Origin of the sequence: Candidatus Flexicrinis affinis (genome assembly GCA_016716525.1) — a bacterium.
GTDB classification, from domain to species: domain Bacteria; phylum Chloroflexota; class Anaerolineae; order Aggregatilineales; family Phototrophicaceae; genus Flexicrinis; species Flexicrinis affinis.
In genome coordinates this window covers 189,422-208,193 of the sequence record JADJWE010000002.1, presented here as the reverse complement: position 1 = coordinate 208,193, position 18,772 = coordinate 189,422, and the positions used below count along the sequence as shown (strand labels likewise).

The 18,772-nt window shown below is 64.1% G+C and carries 15 protein-coding genes; 5 read left to right on the top strand and 10 right to left on the bottom strand.

Annotated features, from left to right (window positions below; all coding sequences use genetic code 11):
- Nucleotides 1–69 precede the first annotated feature (69 nt).
- Together cadA and IPM16_10070 are read left to right on the top strand one after the other, a co-directional pair.
- Nucleotides 70–2,268 carry a cadmium-translocating P-type ATPase gene (gene cadA, locus IPM16_10075; protein MBK9123449.1) on the top strand — a complete coding sequence of 733 codons (2,199 nt, stop codon included), beginning with the start codon at nucleotides 70–72 and terminating at the stop codon, nucleotides 2,266–2,268.
- Between the two features lie 65 nt (nucleotides 2,269–2,333).
- Nucleotides 2,334–3,572 (top strand): glycosyltransferase family 1 protein, encoded by a 1,239-nt coding sequence (locus IPM16_10070; GenBank protein ID MBK9123448.1) that lies wholly within the window; start codon nucleotides 2,334–2,336, stop codon nucleotides 3,570–3,572.
- A 43-nt stretch (nucleotides 3,573–3,615) separates the two neighbouring features.
- Here IPM16_10070 and IPM16_10065 read toward each other — a convergent pair whose 3' ends face one another.
- The 10 genes from IPM16_10065 to IPM16_10020 all read right to left on the bottom strand — a co-directional run bounded on the left by IPM16_10065 (nucleotide 3,616) and on the right by IPM16_10020 (nucleotide 14,882).
- The gene (locus IPM16_10065; protein ID MBK9123447.1) at nucleotides 3,616–3,999 is read right to left on the bottom strand and encodes an SWIM zinc finger family protein; all 384 of its coding nucleotides are present in this window, start codon (nucleotides 3,997–3,999) and stop codon (nucleotides 3,616–3,618) included.
- A gap of 83 nt (nucleotides 4,000–4,082) precedes the next feature.
- The gene (locus IPM16_10060) at nucleotides 4,083–4,868 is read right to left on the bottom strand and encodes a glycosyltransferase family 2 protein (protein MBK9123446.1); all 786 of its coding nucleotides are present in this window, start codon (nucleotides 4,866–4,868) and stop codon (nucleotides 4,083–4,085) included.
- Nucleotides 4,865–5,797, bottom strand: coding sequence for a glycosyltransferase family 2 protein (locus tag IPM16_10055; protein ID MBK9123445.1), 933 nt, complete (start codon nucleotides 5,795–5,797; stop codon nucleotides 4,865–4,867). The genes IPM16_10060 and IPM16_10055 overlap by 4 nt, the downstream gene beginning before the upstream one ends.
- Entirely contained in the window at nucleotides 5,794–6,765 is a 972-nt protein-coding gene (locus tag IPM16_10050) for an MBL fold metallo-hydrolase (GenBank protein ID MBK9123444.1), read from the bottom strand. Before IPM16_10050 ends, IPM16_10055 begins: the two co-directional genes overlap by 4 nt.
- Nucleotides 6,765–8,786, bottom strand: a complete 2,022-nt coding sequence (locus IPM16_10045) for a glycosyltransferase family 39 protein (protein ID MBK9123443.1) — start codon at nucleotides 8,784–8,786, stop codon at nucleotides 6,765–6,767. The genes IPM16_10050 and IPM16_10045 overlap by 1 nt, the downstream gene beginning before the upstream one ends.
- Nucleotides 8,787–8,896: 110 nt before the next feature.
- Entirely contained in the window at nucleotides 8,897–10,048 is a 1,152-nt protein-coding gene (locus IPM16_10040; GenBank protein MBK9123442.1) for a hypothetical protein, read from the bottom strand.
- 9 nt (nucleotides 10,049–10,057) lie between these two features.
- Entirely contained in the window at nucleotides 10,058–12,373 is a 2,316-nt protein-coding gene (locus IPM16_10035; GenBank protein ID MBK9123441.1) for a hypothetical protein, read from the bottom strand.
- A 15-nt stretch (nucleotides 12,374–12,388) separates the two neighbouring features.
- Nucleotides 12,389–12,910: a rod shape-determining protein MreD gene (mreD, locus tag IPM16_10030; GenBank protein ID MBK9123440.1), complete on the bottom strand. Its 522-nt coding sequence runs from the start codon at nucleotides 12,908–12,910 to the stop codon at nucleotides 12,389–12,391.
- A 4-nt stretch (nucleotides 12,911–12,914) separates the two neighbouring features.
- Nucleotides 12,915–13,769, bottom strand: a complete 855-nt coding sequence (gene mreC / locus IPM16_10025) for a rod shape-determining protein MreC (protein ID MBK9123439.1) — start codon at nucleotides 13,767–13,769, stop codon at nucleotides 12,915–12,917.
- Nucleotides 13,770–13,820: 51 nt separating this feature from the next.
- Nucleotides 13,821–14,882, bottom strand: coding sequence for a rod shape-determining protein (locus tag IPM16_10020; protein MBK9123438.1), 1,062 nt, complete (start codon nucleotides 14,880–14,882; stop codon nucleotides 13,821–13,823).
- A 114-nt stretch (nucleotides 14,883–14,996) separates the two neighbouring features.
- Here IPM16_10020 and tilS point away from each other — a divergent pair, with 114 nt between their 5' ends.
- The 3 genes from tilS to IPM16_10005 all read left to right on the top strand — a co-directional run bounded on the left by tilS (nucleotide 14,997) and on the right by IPM16_10005 (nucleotide 18,772).
- Nucleotides 14,997–16,403: a tRNA lysidine(34) synthetase TilS gene (gene tilS, locus IPM16_10015; protein ID MBK9123437.1), complete on the top strand. Its 1,407-nt coding sequence runs from the start codon at nucleotides 14,997–14,999 to the stop codon at nucleotides 16,401–16,403.
- A gap of 76 nt (nucleotides 16,404–16,479) precedes the next feature.
- Complete coding sequence (locus tag IPM16_10010) at nucleotides 16,480–17,367, top strand: response regulator transcription factor (GenBank protein MBK9123436.1); 888 nt, start codon at nucleotides 16,480–16,482, stop codon at nucleotides 17,365–17,367.
- A 382-nt stretch (nucleotides 17,368–17,749) separates the two neighbouring features.
- Nucleotides 17,750–18,772 (top strand): hypothetical protein, encoded by a 1,023-nt coding sequence (locus tag IPM16_10005; protein ID MBK9123435.1) that lies wholly within the window; start codon nucleotides 17,750–17,752, stop codon nucleotides 18,770–18,772.

Genomic DNA, 18,772 nt, shown 5'->3' with positions numbered 1-18,772 from the left:
GCACACTCGGGCCCAAGATATGAACAAATGTTCATATATTGAGGTTGAGTCTCAATAAGGATACGGTCGATGACCGGACGAACCTACCGCGTGGAAGGCATGGACTGCGCCAACTGCGCCCGCGAGTTGGAGGACGGAATCCGGCGGCTGAGTGGTGTCGAAGCCGCCCACGTCGATTACATGGGAGCGCGACTGATCGTCACAGGCAGCGCGTCGTTCGAGCAGCTTCAGGTGCGCGCCAACGCACTCGGAAAGTCCCTCCATAACGAAGCGCAAGCGTCCGCGGCCGATCAAACGAACGCCGGCCGAGGCGGGGCTGTCGGATTCGTCGACTATCTGCTCGGTGCAAATGAAACGCGCATGGCGCTTGCCGGCGCGTTGCTGGCCGTCATCGCCGTCGTGCTGGCGATACTGGGCGTCATCGACCCGCGTATGGCCGACGGGCTGCTGCTTGGCGCGCTGGTGGTCGCGGTAATCCCGATTGCGCGCTCCGGCATCAACGGACTTCGGATCAATCGTCGCTTCAACATCAACATGCTAATGACGATTGCGGCGGTTGGGGCGGTCATCATCGGCGAGATGCTCGAGGCCGCGGTCGTCGTGATCCTGTTCGCCGTCGGTGAGGCGTTGGAAGGCTACACCGTCGAGCGCGCGCGCCGCAGCATTCGTGCGCTGCTGGCGCTCAAGCCGCGGACAGCGCGGCGAATTGACAGCGCGGGCATCGAAACGCAAGTCGCGGCGGATGCGCTGACGATCGGCGATCGGGTTGTCGTGCGTTCGGGCGAGGCGGTACCGGGCGACGGCGTCATCGTCAGTGGCAGGAGCGCGGTGAATCAAGCGCCGATTACAGGCGAGTCGCTGCCGGTCGAACGCGCCGAAGGCGACGCAGTGTACGCCGGAACGATCAACGGGGATGGCGTGCTGCACATCGAGATCACGGCCGCGGCGGAAGACAATACGCTCAGCCGGATCGTCAAGCTGGTCGAGGAGTCGCAGGCTGCCAAGGCGCCGACTCAACGCATGATCGACTCGTTCGCCGCGATCTACACGCCGGCGGTCGCGCTGCTGGCGCTGGCGGTTGCCGTGCTTCCGCCGCTGTTGTTCAGCGCTCCGTTCTTCGATACGCCAGAGAGCCACGGCTGGCTGTACCGCGCGCTCGCCCTGCTGGTGATCGCCTGTCCGTGCGCGCTGGTCATCAGCACACCGGTGACGGTCATCAGCGGCTTAACCGCGGCGGCGCGGCGCGGCGTGTTGATTAAAGGCGGGGCGCATCTCGAGATGCTCGGGAGAGTCAAGGCAATCGCGCTCGACAAGACCGGTACCGTGACCGAAGGGCGTCCGCAAGTCGTTGGCTGGCGCTCGTTGGAATGCACCGGCGATCCCGCGTGCGCGGCGTGCGACGACCTGCTCGGGTTGGCGGCGGCGGTCGAACAGCGGTCTGCACATCCGTTGGCCGAGGCGGTTGTCGCCGCGGCGGCGGGGCGCGCGAACGCACAGGCGTATTCCGCTGCAGAATCGGTCGAGTCCCTTCCGGGGCGTGGCATCCACGGCACGGTCGACGGCCACGACGTGCTGATCGGGAGCCACGCCTACTTCGACGCCGAGCATCCGCATGCTGACGCGCTGTGCAGTTGGGCGCACGAGGCCGAGTCGCAGGGTAGTACGACGATGCTGGTCAAGGCGGACGGCACCGTGCAAGGCGCGATCTCGTTTGCCGACACGCTGCGCGCCGATGCAGGGCAGGTGGTGTCTGAACTTCACACGCTGGGACTGAATACGGCCATGCTGACCGGCGACCACGAGGCGGCCGCGCGCACGATCGCCAAGCAGGTTGGCATTGAGACCGTGTATGCGGGTCTGCTGCCGGCGGACAAGGCCGACGCGATTCGGCGGTTCCGCGAGTCGCACGGCGTAACGGCGATGGTCGGCGACGGAGTCAACGATGCGCCTGCCCTTGCGGCGGCGGACATCGGCGTTGCGATGGGCGCGATGGGCAGCCCGCAGGCCGTCGAAACTGCCGATGTCGCGCTAATGGGCGACAACTTGCGCCTGCTTCCGCTAACGATCCGACTGGCGCGCTTCACACGCAGCGTCATCCGGCAGAACATCGCGCTCAGCTTTGCGCTCAAGGCGATCTTCATGGTGCTGGCGCTGGAAGGGTCGGCGTCGCTGTGGGCCGCGGTCTTTGCCGACGTTGGGATGGCACTGATCGTCACCGTCAACGGGATGCGTCCGCTGCGCTGGGTGCGAACCGCCGCGTCGGCATAGCGAAGCCGACATCCATACACTAGAGTCTCCCTATGCAACGCCATTTAGGATAGCGAGGAGCGAACGTGGCTCGGATTTGGTGCGTCTCCGCGCCGTTGTATAGCCATACCGACTGGGGCGGCTTTCTGCGGACAGCGCGTGTGCTCCAAGCGCGCGGGCACGATGTGACATGGGTCAGCGGCGAAGCGCTGCGCAGTGCGATTGGCTCGGCAGGACTGCGATTTGCACCTGTAAGCGATACCGGATGGCTGTGGCCTCCACCACCAGCGCCCGACGTGTCGACGCTCCCGCCGCAAGAAGCCGTGCGCCTGCGCTATCAGCGGGCGCTCGATACGTGGCTCGACGAGACGAAGGTGTCCGCGGGAACGCGTTCGCTGCTGGATCTTGCGCGCACCGACGGGGCGCCGGACGCGATACTGACCGATCCGTTTCTGAGTGCATCGGCGGTAGCGGCAGAGGCGCTTGCTGTCCCCATGATCGTGTGCGGCTGGCCGGCTATGCGTGAACTGGAGGAGGACGGCCTGTTCTGGGTGCAGAAGACACTCGCCAGTGAAAGCCGCGAGCGAGTCGAACGGCTGACGGCGCAGTTCGGCGTGACGGGCGCCAACTTCTCGCAAGGCGCGACGCCGAGCGTTCAATCTCCGCATGCCCATACCGTGTATTTCACGCCGGGATGGTATCAGGCCGAGGCCGACGCGCTGCTTCCCGAGAACCATTTTGTGGGTGGGGTGGCGCACGCTGTGCCGGAGCCGGAGTGGCTGAAAAACGTGCCGCGCGAGACGCCGCTGGCGGTCGTCACGCTTGGGGTCACGTTTACTGGCGACCTCGGCTTCTACGCGTGGGGCGCGCAGGCCGCGGCGCGCGAAGGTCTGCTGCCTGTCGTCGCGATCGGGAACAACCCGATCGAGCCGGACAAGAAAGCCGAGCTGGTACGCGCGCTTCCGAAAGGGACGCGCCTTGTGACCTACGTGCCGTTCGACGCCGTGCTACCGCGCGCTCGCCTGATGATCCACCACGGCGGAATGGGCACGACGCACGCTGCGGTGACGTGGGGCGTCCCGCAGATCGTCGTGCCGCATGCCGCCGATCAGCGCGGGCAGGCCCGGCGGGCGGCGCAGGCCAAGGTCGGGCTGAACCTGACCGCACATGACGTGCGTCAAGGCAAGTTGTGGGAAGGCGCGCGGGCAATCATGCGGGAGTCGTGGGTGTTGGAGAACTGCCGCACGCTGGCGGCGGAGATGGCGGCGCTTGGCGGAGTAGAGGCGGCAGCCGATGCGGTTGAGCAGGTGATTGGCGCCGAATAGACAAGAAGAGACCCGGCCATTCGACCGGGTCTCGACGAGGTGGCTATGCAGCCCGGGCGTGTTCTTTCACCGGGCGACTCGTCACCCACACGCCCTTCGTGTCTCCGCCGCGGGTGAGGAACAGCCGCTTGTGGCGCTGACGACGCGCCTCGTCTTCCGAGTGCCAATAGCTCAACCGGCGACCCTTCTTCTCAGCGAGCAGCTCCAACGCGGCCATGACGTGCGTGCACGCCACACCGTTGTGATTCGACCAGTTGCAGGTGCAGGTAGCGACGATGCGCGCGTGCGTTGGATCCCAACGGACGGTCACGATGTGACGACCGGGGGCTTCGGTGGCGCTGTCGACGACGATCGTCTGCCGGCCGACCTGCCGGGCTTGCAGCTTACGGCTGCGGGTTTGAACGTTCTTGATATGCTTGGGAATCATCGCATGGTCCCCACACTACTGTACATTTGTTCTATTATTATACAGATCAATGCATTAGATGTGCATTAGAACATGCGAGCGAATTATTGGGGGTTTGAGGCGGAGCGGCGGTCGTGGTCACGCCATAACGACGCCAGCATCTGATACTTGCGCAGCTCATACCACGCCATCAGGACGCAGAGCCGCAACCCGTGCAGGCCGTCGCGGTAGCCTTTGAGTGTGAAAAAGCGCCAGCGGAAGTGACGCAGCGGCTGAAGGATGAAGTTGTGCGGCTTCGGTCGAACGCCTTGCTCGTAGAGGATACGCGCCTCGTAGGCAGTGTAACGCTGCTGCTTGGCGACGAATTGGTCGAAACGCGTGTAATTGATGTGGACAAAGGGCTCGTCGATGGTGCCCAGCGGTCCATCGAGCTGGACGACCTCGTGCACTTTGCGCTCGGGATCGTAGTGCGCAGCATCCGGACGCAGCAGGCGAGTCTGATAGTCGGGGTACCATCCTGCGCCCAGCGTGAGCTTGCCGAAGATATAGTTGTGGCGCGCAATGCGCCAACCTGCGTACGCGGGGCCTTGATCGACCGCGCGGCGCACGGCATCGGCGAGGGCAGACGTGACGCGCTCATCCGCGTCGACGAACAGCACCCAATCGCTCGAATCGGCAACGGCGTCCAGCGCGGCGTTGCGTTGATTGGCGTAGTTATCGAACGTGCGCTGAATCACCGTCGCGCCAGCCTCTCGCGCGATTTCGGCTGTGCGATCAGTGCTGCCGGAGTCGAACACGACGCGTGCATCGGCGAACGCGACCGAGTCGAGGCAGTCAGCGACGTTCGCCTCCTCGTTATACGTGAGGATGACGGCGGTGAGGCGGCTCATCGCATCCCGATCGCCGTGTAGCGTACCGTCTCATAGGCCGACCGCAGTTCGGGGTCGCGCTCGGCCTGTACCTTGCGTGACATGCCCGCGGCCACCAGTTTGCTCGCCAACCACAGCTTCCATGTCGGATAGTACTTGACATAGAGCTGCATTCGGCTCGTCCACAGATTGATCACGCTCTGGGGGCGAGTTTTGGACGTGCTTTGGCCGCCGAGGTGCGTGACGACTGCCTGCGGGGCGCACACGACGCGCCACCCAGCGCGCTTGGCGCGCCATGCCCAATCGATCTCTTCGCAGTACATGAAGAACTGTAAGTCGAACATGCCGGTTTGTTGGATCATCTCGGCGCGCAGCATCATCGTCGCGCCCAGCGTGAAGTCGACGTCGAACGGCTCGCCGGCGTCGTACAGCGCGCGCGGGTAGCGCCCGTTGAACGGCCCTTCAATCCAGCGGCCGGGGGTTGGGAAGAATTCGGCCCACAACTGGCGCAGGCCGGGAAACCGGAACGCCCCGTGCTGAAACGATCCGTCTGCGTACTCAAGCCGGGCGCCCACCCAGCCGACATCGTTCGCCGACATCAACGTGTCGAACAGGATCTGTGTTGCGCCCGGATGGGTGATCGTATCTGGGTTAAGTAGGTAGGCCGCCCTCGGCGCGGCGTCCGTTCCGAAGCCTGCGCGCGTCAAGCCAAGGTTGTTGGCCCGGCCGAAGCCGAGGTTTTCCGTGCTGGCGATCAGCTCGACCTGCGGAAATTCGGCGCGAATCAGTTCCGGCGTGCCGTCGGTCGATGCCGAGTCCACGACCGTTACGCGCCACCCCAGCGACGTGCTGGCGAGGTCGGCAAGCAGGCTGTTCAGTGCGGCGCGAATTTCGCCTGCCGAATTCCACGTCACGAGCACGACCACGAGGTCGGGGCGGACGGTACTCACTGTGACTCGTCCTCGCGCGCGTGGACGGGGGTAAGCCGGGTCGCGCCTTCGCCACGCTTAATGGCAAAGTGATCGAAGTCGCGGGCGACGATAGCTTCCGGGAATACCGAGCGCGCTTCGGCGACGATGTCGCGCTCGCGGTAGCGCCGGCTGACGTGCCACAGGATTAGCGAACGCGCGCCCGCCGCGACGGCCAACTCGGCAGCTTGCCTTGCTGTGATGTGCCCGAATGCGCGCGCTTCGTCGGCGTGTTCGTCCAAGAACGTCGCTTCGATCACTAATGCGTCGGCATTACGGCACTGGTCGACGAGCGTGTCGGTACGGCCGACGTCGGCCATGACGACGACTTTCGCGCCGGCCACTTCCGGCCCAAGCACGTCTTCCGGCGCGATCTTGCGCCCGTCTGCCAGCACGATCGACTCCCCGCGCACCAGCATGCCGCGCTCGGGCCCGGTCGGAACCCCAAGCTCGGCGGCGCGCTCGGCCAGAAACGGCCGATGCGAACGTTCGCGGAACTCAAAGCCGAAGCAGCCCGGGCCACGGTGTTGAACCGGGAAGGCATAAACCTCGTGAGCGCGGGCGTCCAGCAAGCGGCCGGTCCGGTGAATGTCAACCAGATTGATCGGCATCGGGTTGCGTTCTTCTCGCAGCACCACCGAGAACAGCAAGGTGTCTACCCGGTCGAGCGCCGGTTTGCCGCCGTAGATTTCGATGAAGTCAACCGACTCGAAGTTGGCGAACGTCGAGATCAGCCCGCCGAGGCCGAGGATATGGTCGAGGTGCGCATGCGTGAGCAGCACGCGATTGAGTCGCTTGAAACCGATGCCGGAGCGCAGGATCTGCCGCTGTGTCCCTTCGCCGCAGTCGACCAAGTACCGATGTTCCCCGGCCAGTACGGCGAGCGATGGCAGCCCGCGATGGATCGACGGAGCGGAGGCCGACGTGCCCAAAAAGACCAGTTCGAACATTACGGGTTCGAGGTGACCTCCACGCTGTACAGGATCAAGCGGGTGCCTGCGGGGCGTTGATCAGGCTCAAGCAGCACTTGAAGCCGCTGCGAGCTTTGCGTGCGGTACGCACCGACGGCGATGTCGTATTCGCGTTCGGGCAAAGTCTCGGGCAGTCGCAGGAGGTGGACCTGCATGAATACGTCGCGTTCGGCGAGGCTGGTCGGCCGCATGCTGATGCTGTCGATATTCGCAAGCGGCGCGGCACCCAAGTCGCCATACAGGTGCGAGAATACGACCAGATCGGGCGGCAGCATGCCATCGACGCGCCAATACGTCACGACCGGCAGGATGCCGCCCGGTTGCACGCGCGTCATCACAGTCTCGTAGCCGAGGAAGGTCAGGTTGTTCTCCATCCGCAGCGGCGGGAACATCACGTCTTCGGTGACTGACACATCGGGCTCAAGCCGGATGGGGGCCGCAGTGGTGAAGAGTCCCGTCAGCTCTGCCAACTGCGACTCGATAGAGAACTGCAGAATACCGCGCGCCGCACCGTCCGCCAGTTCGAACCAGCGCGTGACCGACGGATCGACGCTGTTGAGCAGCGCACGGTTGGGCGAGATGAGCTGAAATTTCGCGCCGCCGTTGGGGAACACCAATCCTGACGCGCAGTCGAGCGCACGCAGCGGGGCGCTGCGGTTGTTCAACATCAGCGCAAGCAGGCGCGTACTGCTGAAGTCGGTGCTCGCGCGGACGTTGCCGAAGTCGGTGCTGCACAGTAGGGTAGGGATGTCGTTGGCCGACCTGTCGATCACCATCGCCTGCTCGGCGATGCGCGAATTGTACGCCGACCGGACCTCTGGCAGTTCCGGCCAGACAAAGATCAAGTCCTGGAAGGTCCAGCCGAAATTGAAGATCAAGAGCGATGCGAGGATCAGCCCCGCGGCCACACGACGGCGCAGCAGCGCGCCGAGCGCGGTGATGCCCAGCCCAAAACACAGCGCGAGTATAGGGATTAGGATGCTGGACGCGATCCAAGACGGGCTGTTCGGCGCGAACAGCACTAACGGTCCGAGCACAAGCAGCCCGATTGCGAGCAGTGTGTAGCGCAGGCGTCGGCTCAGGTAGCGCAGCGCGACGACCGCGCCTAGCAGGACGATCAGGGCGGAGACTGGATCGGTAAACGGGCGGCCCGGGATGTTGACGGCCGGATTGCTGTCGCCATTGAGACCGAGCCCCATGACACCGTTGAATGCGCGTTCCCAGACTGGTGTCGGGTCGGATGTCAAACCGGAAAAGAGGCGCACCGCGCCGCTAAGGTGCGGCAGGTTCATCGCACTGAGCAGGTACGGCACAATGAAGATCACCACCAGCAGCGCGGTGAATCCAATCGAACGGCGGATCGAGTCGGTCAACCGAGGCCGGCCGAATGCCATATAGAAACCGACGAACCCCAGCGTCAATAGTCCGACAACCAGACCGGACGGATGCAAATAGATTCCAACGGCAACGGCGACGCCCAGCCCCGCGAATGCTGCCGTTTGAGATGACGCGGGTCGGCGTGGGCCGTAGACTGGCAAACCCATCGCCAATGCGAGCAAAACACTAATCACGAGGAGCGGAAGCACCGTTTCGCGGCCGATCGATCGGGACAGCAGCACCGGCCACCACGTTACGGCAAGGAATCCGAGCGCAGCCAAGCCGGCCAGATCGCCGTACAAGCGGCGGCCCAGCGCGTATGCCAACGCAAGCGTGATCATACCGATTGCGAAGGCGATCCAACTGAACACCATCGTGCCGGTGCCAAGAATCGACGTCAGGCCGGCGATTACGGCAGGGTACAGCGTTTCGCGCCCTTCTTCGCCGAGCGCGAAGAACACCTGCACGCTGCCTTGACGCACCGTTTCGGTCAGGCGGAGATCGACGATTTCGGATTGGTTCAGCCCAAGCGGGACTTGACCTATAGCGTATGCGCGCAGTGCCGCGCCTGCCAGCAGAAGAATCACGGCAAGCGCGAAACTGAGTCGGCTGTTTTTCGTCATGCAGCGCCGTTCTGCAATATCAGCACTTTAGAGATGAAACTGAGGCGTATTGTACCAGCGAACAGTCGGCTGAACAGTTGGATTGTGCGGGTTTTCACCGCCGATACGCGTTACTTCACCACCTGAAGAAACAGAAGCGCGGGAAGAATCGCCAACACCGCCGGCGCTGCCCAGCGTACGGTCAGAACTTCCGGCGTGCGCAAGACTTTGCTGGCCCACTGCCCGATGGCGTGCACGGCATAGCATATCAGGAAGGTCTGGATCATCAGCAGCGGCAGCAGCAGCGTGGACCGGTCACGGCCGAAGTAGGCCAGACCGAACGCGAAGAACGTCGCGTAAGCGACCATCATGACCGTACCCAGCGGCGGATACCAGCGCGCAAGCCGCGCTACGCCCAGAACGCTCAGCGCTACCCCAACGATGGTGAACTGAGACCCGAGCAGGCCGAACGTGGTGATCCAGCGTGCGCCGTCGCGCCAGCCATCGGCGACAAGGTAGGGGACGTTTGCGCGTGAGCTGAGCGCCGCGTCGACCGTTGCGCCCCACCATTGCGGCGAGACGTAGGCGAGCACGATCCCGCGGATGCCGAACACGACGATCACGGCCAGAATCAGCCAGTACCACATCGGAATACGCGCGCGCGACTCGATCATGCCGAGCGCCACGGCCGGCACGAACAGCACAAACAGCGGATCGTTGATCGTCGCGGCGGCGAGAATCAGCAGAATGCCGGCACGCAGCGCGGCAGCGAACCGATACCCGAAACGCGGGGGTTCGTCTGGGCGCGGATTGGTCGTCAACACCGCCTGGACGAGCAGGTAGATCAACCATGCCGATGCCAGAACGGTCAGGCGCAGGCTGCGCGGTTCGCCGATCTGAGAGATGAAGACCATGGCAAAGGCGGCCAGTGCGGCCACAACGGCGACGTACGGCCGCTGTACGAGGATAATGATGACCAGCGCGAGCACCGCCCCGGCGCCCAGTGCCAGCACAATCGTTGCCGGGGTGCTGCCACCGCCGCCGGTCTGTGCCCAATACGCCGGGCTAAATGCAATCGCCAACCCGCCCACCAGCGACATCAGCGCGCCCATACTGCGCACGGTCAGCGCGACGCCGGCCACGGCTGCCGACAACCCCAACGCACGCAGCAGCGGCGTATTGCCGATCAGGGTAAACGCCGCGAACGCGATAACGGTTGCGAGCGCGGCCGGAGCCACATACTTGAGCGTGTCGCGCGCGGGAATGTCGAACCAGTCGGTCATCCGCGTGTCCTAGGGCGACAACTTGGCGTGGGCGATAGCAACGCCTTCACCATCGAGCATGCTCGCGATGTCGGCGCGCTCGTTCTTCAGCCGGTAGTAGGCTTCGAGCGTCTCGACCACGACCGGAAGCGCGTAAGTCGAACCCTCGATACCGTTGTAGATGAACGCGATCAGCAGAATCTCGGGTTCTTCGTAGGGCGCATCAGCGGTAAACCATGCGTGATCCGGCCAGTTGCCGAACTCGCAGTTGTCCAACGCAAAGGCAATGTCGTCGCAGTATTCGGCCGTGCCGGTTTTACCGGCGACGGCGACATACGGCAGGTTGGCGCCGCCCGCGGTACCGGTCAGAACGGCTTCGCGCATACCGAGCCGGACGATCTGCAAGTTTTCCTGGGTGAAAAACGCCGGCGTGTAGTCAGCGTCGAAGCGGAGTGGGCTGCATACACTCCCGTTGAACGTATAGTTGAACGGGACATGCACCCTGTACGACCGCAGATCTTCACTGAAGGGCGCCGGATCGACATCGACTGTATTGCGGTAGAGGTCGGGGCTGCAGCGCACGGCGTTGAAGTAGGGACTGTTCGGTTCGCAGGTACAGGCGAGGCTGTCCGCGCCCTTCATGATCATATCTTCCTGCAGGAACAGGGTCAGCGTACCGTCCGGGTTTGGAGCGTCGAGACGGATGGTCCGCGCAACAATCGGCTCGAACGGCCTGATCGGATTACCGGCCTCGTCTAGCACCTCGCGGATGAGAGTCGGCTGCAAGAGCTGTCCGGTGACCAGTCCTTGCACAGACGTGATCATCTGCAGCGGCGTTACCGTAATGTAGCCCTGTCCGAATGCGGCGTTATAGGTGTCGCCGGTCGACCAGTTCTCGCCGTAAATCCGCCGCTTCCAGTCCGGGTCGGGCATACGGCCCGCCAGCTCGCCGACCAGTTCGATCCCCAGCTCCGACCCGACGCCGAGCGCTTGGGCATAACGAACGAGGTTGCGTATACCAAGGCCGCCTTCGCGCAGGCGAAGCGGACTGACGGTCGGGTTGCCGCCCCCGACCTGATAGAAGTACACGTTGCACGAGTTGGCGAGCGCGCCCACCATGTTGAGGCTGCCGTGCCCCTCACGGTTCCAGCATACGAAGCGCTGGCTTTGGGCCGGGTCGTTAGGTGCGTAACGGTTCTCCACGATCAAGTCGCCCGGATCGAATAACGTCGCACTGGGCGAAATGACGTCCTCTTCCAGCACCGCCGCCGCGGTGATCAGCTTCCAAGCCGATCCCGGCGGATAGAGCGACCCCGAGGCCTTGTTGAGGAGCGGCGTGAGCGGATCGTTGAGGACGGTCAGGTAGTACTCGCCGTCGATGGCGCGCGCAAATCGCGAGTTATCGTAGGATGGGTAGCTCACCATCGCGAGGATTTCGCCGGTCCGCGGGTCCATGCCGATAACGACCCCGCGCTGGCTCTGAATACCTTGTCCGCGAGACTGCGACTCTTCGTTGAGTTGATCGAGCATCCCCGTAAGCGCGGCCTGCGCCGCCGCCTGAAGTTCGACGTCGATTGTCAGCCTGAGGCTGTTGCCGGAGCTCGGCGGCACTACGGAAAGCTCGCGCTGCACTTCGCCCGCCACGTCGATCTCGCGCGTGATCGATCCGCGCTCGCCGGCGAGGACGTTCTCCATGTAGGCCTCGACACCGGCGTATCCCTCGCGCTCGAAACGCGGGTCGAAGCCCAACTCGCGCAGAGCCTCCGCGACCTCGGCGCTCACCGGGCCCATGTAGCCGACGATGTGCGACGTGAGCTGGCCGGTCGGGTACTCGCGCACGGCTACGGTACGCACGTCCACGCCGGGTAGGCTGATGCGGTCTTCGAGCAGTCGCACGGCAGCTTGCCGGTCGATGTCGGTGGCGACGGCGACCGGACGGAACGGCGCGATACCTTCGCCTTCATTGACGATGCGTTCGATGCTGCGCACGAAGACGGTTCCCTGCTGCTCGGCGGCGAACGTCGGCGGCACGCCGGTCAGAGCCGAAATCCGGTTGTAGATTTCGTAACGGCCGGCGGTGTCGCTCGGCAGTGCAGCGGGGGTGATCTCGACGACGTACGCCGGTGCGTTGCTTGCGAGCAACACGTCGTTGCGGTCGTAGATCACGCCGCGGTCTGCGGCAAGCGGCAGAATCGACAGACGGTTCTCGTCGGCGGCGGCCTGAAAGTCGGACTGCCGAGCCACCTGCAGGTCGTACATGCGGATTGCAAAGATCGCAAAGACGGCCACCAGCACGCCCTGAAAGAACGTGAGGCGCCAGCCCTGAAACGTCGAAAGATCGCGCATCGGATATGCTCCCGATTACTCTGGCCGGGGCAAGCGGCGTTGGAACAGCCGCAGGATGATGTACACCGGCAGAATCAGGACGAAATTATAAACGATCGTCGGGAATACCGTAGCCGTCAGGTCGGTTGCCCAGTCAATACGGAAGGAAGCCGTAGCGGGAACGTAGCCAAGCAGCTGATACAGGTCGACCAACACGACGCGCAGAAACTCATACGCCATCGTACCGAACACGCTCATCACGAGCAGCAGCAGGAAGCGAAGCTGAAACACTTGCGACCCGAGTGCATTGAGCGCCGCGACCATCAGCAGCAGGCCCAGCGACGAAGTCCCGAGCGGCACGATGGACAGCAAGTCGGCGAACAGTCCGCCCAGCAGCGCCCACAGCGCCGCTTGACCGACCGGCGCGTTGAGCGCCCACGCCAGCACGATCACGAACGTGAGGTTGGGGCCGCCGCCGGGGAGGTCGAGGATCGGGATAAGGCTCGCTTGGAAGACAGCAGCGAGGCCGAGGATCGGGATGGCAAGGAATCCGCCCATGGCCTCACGGCGCGACCGGTGTGGGCTCGAAAATCGACAGGTCGATCGGCTCGAAGCTGGTCACGACCAGCACAATTTCAAGCCGGTCGAAGTCGATGAAGCTGCGCACCTCGGCGGTCTGTTCGATGTCCGACTCGAACTGCCGCGTGCTGGTCACCTGACCGATCACGATGTCCGGTGGCAGGTTGCCGCCGAGGCCGCTGGTGCGCACGAGGTCACCCACCTGCACGTTGGCGCCTTGCGGCAGCAGTGTCATGCGCAAGTTGCCCGACGCTTGGCCGATCACGCTGCCTTCGACACGGCTGGTTTCGAGGCGCGCGCTGATCGCGCTGAACTCCGAGTTGATGAGCTGCACGCGGGCGGCGTTGGCGCTTACGGCGACGACGCGCCCAACCAAGCCCTGTCCGGTGACGACCGGGCTGCCGACGCGCACGCCATCTCGCGCCCCACGGTTGATCGAGACGGTGCGCAGCGCGCTAACCGTATCGCGCGCGATCACGTCTGCCGCGACGACCTCCTGATCCTGTACCTGCGAAACGTAATTGACGAGGTCGGCAAGCCGCTGATAGTCGGCGCCGATTTCGCGCAGTGCGACAACCTCCGCGGTGAGCTGTGCGAGTGTGGTTTCGAGGTCGGCCACGTACTGCGTGAGTTCGTCGTACGTGCGCCGCAGGTCGCTGATGTCGTCAACGGTGCTGTTGCCGCGGCTGATCAGCCCGCTGAGGAACTCAAACGGCGCGGCGATCACACCGCGAATCGCGTCGAGTCCACCGCCGCCGCTGACCACGATGAGCGCCACGCAGATGATGATCAGAAGGGTGAGGGCGGGTAGCCGGATGCTGCTGGTGCGGCGCCTCATGGGCAGGGTTCCGTCATGTCAGTCGGGACGGGCAGGCCGCGCCGGGGACTGCTAGTGCTGCGTGCTGCCACGGCTCGAGCTGACCAGAAGTCGGCGCAGATTGTTGTAGTCTTCCAGCACGCGCGCCGCGCCGCGCGCTACGCACGTCATCGGGTCGTCGGCCACGTACACGCGAATACCCAGTTCGTCCTGCAGGCGCGCCGACAATCCTTTGAGCTGGCTGCCACCGCCGCTCATGCAGATGCCCGACTCGATCAGGTCGGCGATCAGCTCCGGCGGGGTGTCGTCCAGTGCGTCTTTCACCGTGTCGATGATGATGTTCACCGAGCCGGACAGCGCCTCGCGGATTTCGACCGAACTGACCTCGACCGTTGCCGGCAGGCCGGTGACCAGATTGCGGCCCTTGACCGGATAAACACGCTCGGTCGGCAGCGGGTATGCCGAGCCGATCTCGATCTTAACACGCTCTGCAGATGGCTCGCCGATCAGCAGATTATGCTTGGTGCGCATATACTGGACGACGTCTTCATCCATCTCGTCGCCAGCGACGCGGATGCTGCGGCTGATGACGACGCCGCCGAGCGAGAATACCGCGACCTCGGTCGTGCCACCGCCGATGTCGATCATCATACTGCCACGGGTTTCCTGAACGGGAAGGCCGGCGCCGACCGCAGCCGCTACCGGTTCTTCGATCAGGAAGGCTTCGCGCGCGCCGCTGTTGATCGCCGCGTCGTAAACGGCCCGCTTCTCGACCTCGGTGACGCCGCTGGGAATGCCAATGACGACACGCGGGCGCGGGATCGGCACCCACGACTGCTCGTGCGCCTTGCGAATCAGGTGGTCGAGCATCGATTCGGTGACTTCGAACTCGCTGATGACACCGTCGCGAAGGGGGCGTACGATCAGGATGTTACGCGGGTTCTTGCTCCACATCTCTTTGGCGCGAGCGCCAACCTCAAGCGGCTGGCTGGACTTCTTGTCAATGGCAACGAACGACGGTTCGTTGATCACGATGCCCTTGCCGCGCACAGCAACCAGAGTATTGGCCGTACCAAGGTCAATACCGAGGTCGAGTGAGAACAACCCGAAGATATAATCGAGTGGACTTAACACAAGGCCCCCTGGCCGGACGCGCGTCGCGAATTATAGCATACGGCACGGATGTCCTCGAAATGCAGCAGCACGCAACTATAATCGGACGATCTATCACGGGCTAGTGCAAAACGCATGAGCGAATCGGCGGTATCCCTACTCCCAGCACTCCGTTCGGCCCTGATTGGCCGGCGCAACACAACAGGACTCGTCGCAGTCTCAGGCGGGGCGGACTCGCTGGCGCTGCTGCACGCCGCGATTCAGGTCGCGCCGGCGCTGGGCATTCGCATTGCGGCGGCCACGTTCGATCACGGCCTGCGCGGCGAGGCCAGCTTTGACGATGCCGTCTTCACGGCGCAGACGGCGGGTCGCTGGGGCGTGTCCTGCGCGGTCGGGCGCGGGCGTGTCGACTCGGATGCGGCAGGTGTCGAGGAGCGCGCCCGCGATGCGCGCTATGCCTTTCTGGCGGAGTGCGCCTCAGACATCCACGCCGACTGGGTGGCCACCGCGCACCACGCCGACGATCAAGCCGAAACCGTACTGATGAACGTCATTCGCGGCGCAGGTACGCGCGGACTAGGCGGTATGCGTGCCGAATCGACCGTGCCGGGGCATCCATCTCTGCCCCTGCTGCGGCCGCTGTTGGCCCTCCGCAAGCGCGAGCTTGAGTCGTACTGCCGGGCCAACGAGATCGCGTTCCGAGAAGACCCGACCAACAGCGATCCGAGCTATCGGCGCAATTGGATTCGTCAGACCGTCGTACCCCTCTTGGAATCGGCGAATCCCGCGGTAGTGGCGTCGGTGGCGCGGCTCGCCTTGTTGGCCGCCGAAGACGACGCCTTTCTAACGTCGTGGGTTGACGCATGGGCCGATACGCATGCGGTTCGCTACGGCGATCGGGTTTGGGTGCGGCGCGCCGCGATCGCCCAACTTGACCGGGCGATGCAGCGCCGTGCCCTATTGTGCCTGCTGCAGCGGCTCGCCCCTGAGTGCGAACCATCTTTCGAGCATACGGCCAGTGTGCTCGACTTGCTGAACCAGCCGGAGGGCGGAGTGGTGCACGTGCCGGGCGGGATGCAAGTCGAGCTTGACGGCGAATACGCCGCGCTGTATCAGACGGCCAGTGCGTGGTCGCCACCCTATGATGGATATTGGCTGCCTGCCGCGTTCGCTGCGCCGCTCGAGGCGGCGCTCGACGTGCCGTTTGGGTGGAGGCCGTTTCGCGCAGACGTCGACGCCGGGCCCGACGCCCCTGCGTTCGCGCTCGAGGTCGGGGGCGGCGACGTTTCCCTGCGTACACGTCATGCGGGAGACCGCGTCGCGCTGCTTGGCGGCGGACACCAGAAGCTCAAGGATTGGTTGATCAACGTGAAAGCAGCGCGAATGCTCCGCGATCACGTGCCGATCATCGAAGTGGACGGGCAGATCGCCGCAGTGTGGGATGGCACGTCATGGGAAGTCTTCGCGTTTGAACGGACCGAGGCGCGGGCGAACCGTCCGTCATGGGTGTTTGTTGCGCCGCACTCGAGCATCGGACCGTAGAATTGCAGACGAGGCACCATTGCGCTATCCTTGACATACCGTAAGCTTCCCCGCACTAGTTCTTTACGGAGAGTTTATGCACGCGCTTTCACAGGCACCGGCCACGTCGGCACACATCTTGGTGGTCGACGACGAAGGCCCGAACCGTTATTCCATCAGCAAAAACCTGGAGCGCGTCGGTTACGCCGTCACCGAGGCGGCCAGCGGGCCGGAAGCCCTCGAACACCTGACCGCCAACGAGTTTGACGTCGTGCTGACCGACATCAAGATGCCGGGCATGGATGGTGTCGAACTGCTGCGGCACATAAAGACCGAGTCTCCGGAAGCCGTGGTCATCCTGATGACCGGGTATGCCAGCCTGCCGTCGGCGGTCGAAGCGCTGCGCCTCGGCGCACACGACTACTTCATTAAGCCGGGCTCGATGAACGATTTGCGTGCAGCGATCGCACGCGGGGTCGAACGGTCGCGCAACATGCGGCGCCGGCGCATGCTCCTCGAGTCTATCCGCAGCGATGTTTTCGAACTCGACCAGATCGACACCGTGCCGGCAGGCCCCGCTGTCCCCGGCATACCGGCGGCGGGCGCGCCGATGGGCACGGTCGCGACCTCCGCTGGGTACGCCAAACGCTGGGACGAGCCTGAGGTCGGCAGTGTCATGCAGCTCGGCCCGCTGACGGTTTATCCCGGCCGCTATCAGATCAGCGCCGACGATCAGCAAATCGACCTGACCCCGACTGAGTTCGACCTGCTGCTTTATCTCGGGGCGCACAGCGGTCGCGTCGTGCCCTGCCACGAACTGGTGCGCGAGGTGCGCAGCTATGCCGTTGACGAGACCGAGGCGCGCGAGGTGATTCGCCCGCACATCAGCAATTTGCGACGCAAACTCAAGCAGGCCGGGCAGAACCCGGAACTGATTGTAAACGTCCGCGGCGTGGGGTATCGCCTAAACGACCGGCTCCGCTAGTCCTGACTTGTGCGCTTCGTGCACCCGTCGCATGTCTCGTACGTTAGTGGGCGAAACGGAGCGCCATCACCTTATACCGAATGTCGCCGGGAAAGATGAATCTGATTTTTTCTTTCTACTAATCGTCGCGTTCTTCTTGTACGCGGTTCTCGTGCCGATGACCGCGCACGCCCGCCCCCTGAGGTGAGCTAGTTTATAACCGCAAAGTAACACTAAACTGTCCGAAAGCCCCTTCCATTGACCAGCGTCAGACCAGCCGACCTGTGAGGAAAAGCCAATTCGTACATTTCCGAACGGCGTGTTCAAAGCCCCTAAATCAACAACAGAAGAACAACACCCAAATGCGACCACCACCGCTTATTGCCCGGCCCAGCCGCGCGTGATGCGCGAGCGCGTGTTCGAACCCGGCGGGCTGATCCTCACCGCCTTCGACCGCAGCGGCCTGTGGGTCGTCGATATCGAGGGCCGCAGCCGTTATCCGCTCGAAAACACGCGTATCTGCGGCACCAACTGCCGGATTTCCCCGGACGCGCGCACGGTAACGTACTTGGATGGCGAAGAGGAACTGTACCGCCGCATGACGCTCGACGGCGTGCTGCGCGACACGTTGTATGAGGACACCGCCAATGACGTGCAGTACTGGTCGGAGGACTCGCTGCTGATCTACACTGCCGGGCAGCGGCTCTATCTGCAAGGAACGAGCGGGCTGGTCGAGCTGGACAACCGTGGCGTGATCAGCGTACAGCCCGGCGGGTTCTGGGCGCTGGCGCTGGATTATCGCGACGGCCGGTTTATGCGCCAGCTCGTCAATCTAGTCACGCGCCGCGCGCCGGACAGCCCGCGCGTTGAGGTCGGCCCTGAGGCACGATACGCAAACGCGGCGGCGTGGTCGCCGGATGGTACGCTGCTGGCCGCGGTTGTCCCGGTCGCGGAAGACGCTGCCGACGGGGCAGAGCTTGTGATCGCCAGCCCGGACACGCGCGAGGCGAACACGGTCACCGATTTGACGGCCGAGTTCGGCCCGCTGCGACTGGGCGGAGTCGGTACGGGCGGGGTGAGCTGGTCGCCGGATTCGCGGTTTGTGGCGTTTTGGGGTAGCCCGCTCACGGGCCTCGATCCGGAGATCGACGTCGCGCCGGCCTCGCTGTACGTATTTGACACGCTGTCGGGCGAAACGCGAAGCTACTGCGGCGTCACGATCGAGGACCACACACCGGAACCGCCGCGCCTCGTCTGGTCCCCTGACGGTACACATGTCGCCTTTGCCGGCAACCCGCCGGACGACACACGCGGGTCGCTGCTGCTGGCACTCGACGTCGATACCGGAGTCTTCACGGAGTTGACGGCCGGCATGAGTAACTTGCTGGGCCGGCCCAACGTGCTCGCGTGGGGAACACGCCCCTAA

What these genes read in the sequence shown, in the direction of transcription:
- cadA (MBK9123449.1), top strand. Translation starts at nt 70, where the DNA reads ATGACCGGACGAACCTACCGCGTGGAAGGCATGGACTGCGCCAACTGC.
- IPM16_10065 (MBK9123447.1), bottom strand. Translation starts at nt 3,999, where the DNA reads ATGATTCCCAAGCATATCAAGAACGTTCAAACCCGCAGCCGTAAGCTG.
- IPM16_10060 (MBK9123446.1), bottom strand. Translation starts at nt 4,868, where the DNA reads ATGAGCCGCCTCACCGCCGTCATCCTCACGTATAACGAGGAGGCGAAC.
- IPM16_10050 (MBK9123444.1), bottom strand. Translation starts at nt 6,765, where the DNA reads ATGTTCGAACTGGTCTTTTTGGGCACGTCGGCCTCCGCTCCGTCGATC.
- IPM16_10045 (MBK9123443.1), bottom strand. Translation starts at nt 8,786, where the DNA reads ATGACGAAAAACAGCCGACTCAGTTTCGCGCTTGCCGTGATTCTTCTG.
- IPM16_10040 (MBK9123442.1), bottom strand. Translation starts at nt 10,048, where the DNA reads ATGACCGACTGGTTCGACATTCCCGCGCGCGACACGCTCAAGTATGTG.
- IPM16_10035 (MBK9123441.1), bottom strand. Translation starts at nt 12,373, where the DNA reads ATGCGCGATCTTTCGACGTTTCAGGGCTGGCGCCTCACGTTCTTTCAG.
- mreD (MBK9123440.1), bottom strand. Translation starts at nt 12,910, where the DNA reads ATGGGCGGATTCCTTGCCATCCCGATCCTCGGCCTCGCTGCTGTCTTC.
- mreC (MBK9123439.1), bottom strand. Translation starts at nt 13,769, where the DNA reads ATGAGGCGCCGCACCAGCAGCATCCGGCTACCCGCCCTCACCCTTCTG.
- tilS (MBK9123437.1), top strand. Translation starts at nt 14,997, where the DNA reads ATGAGCGAATCGGCGGTATCCCTACTCCCAGCACTCCGTTCGGCCCTG.
- IPM16_10010 (MBK9123436.1), top strand. Translation starts at nt 16,480, where the DNA reads ATGCACGCGCTTTCACAGGCACCGGCCACGTCGGCACACATCTTGGTG.
- IPM16_10005 (MBK9123435.1), top strand. Translation starts at nt 17,750, where the DNA reads ATGCGCGAGCGCGTGTTCGAACCCGGCGGGCTGATCCTCACCGCCTTC.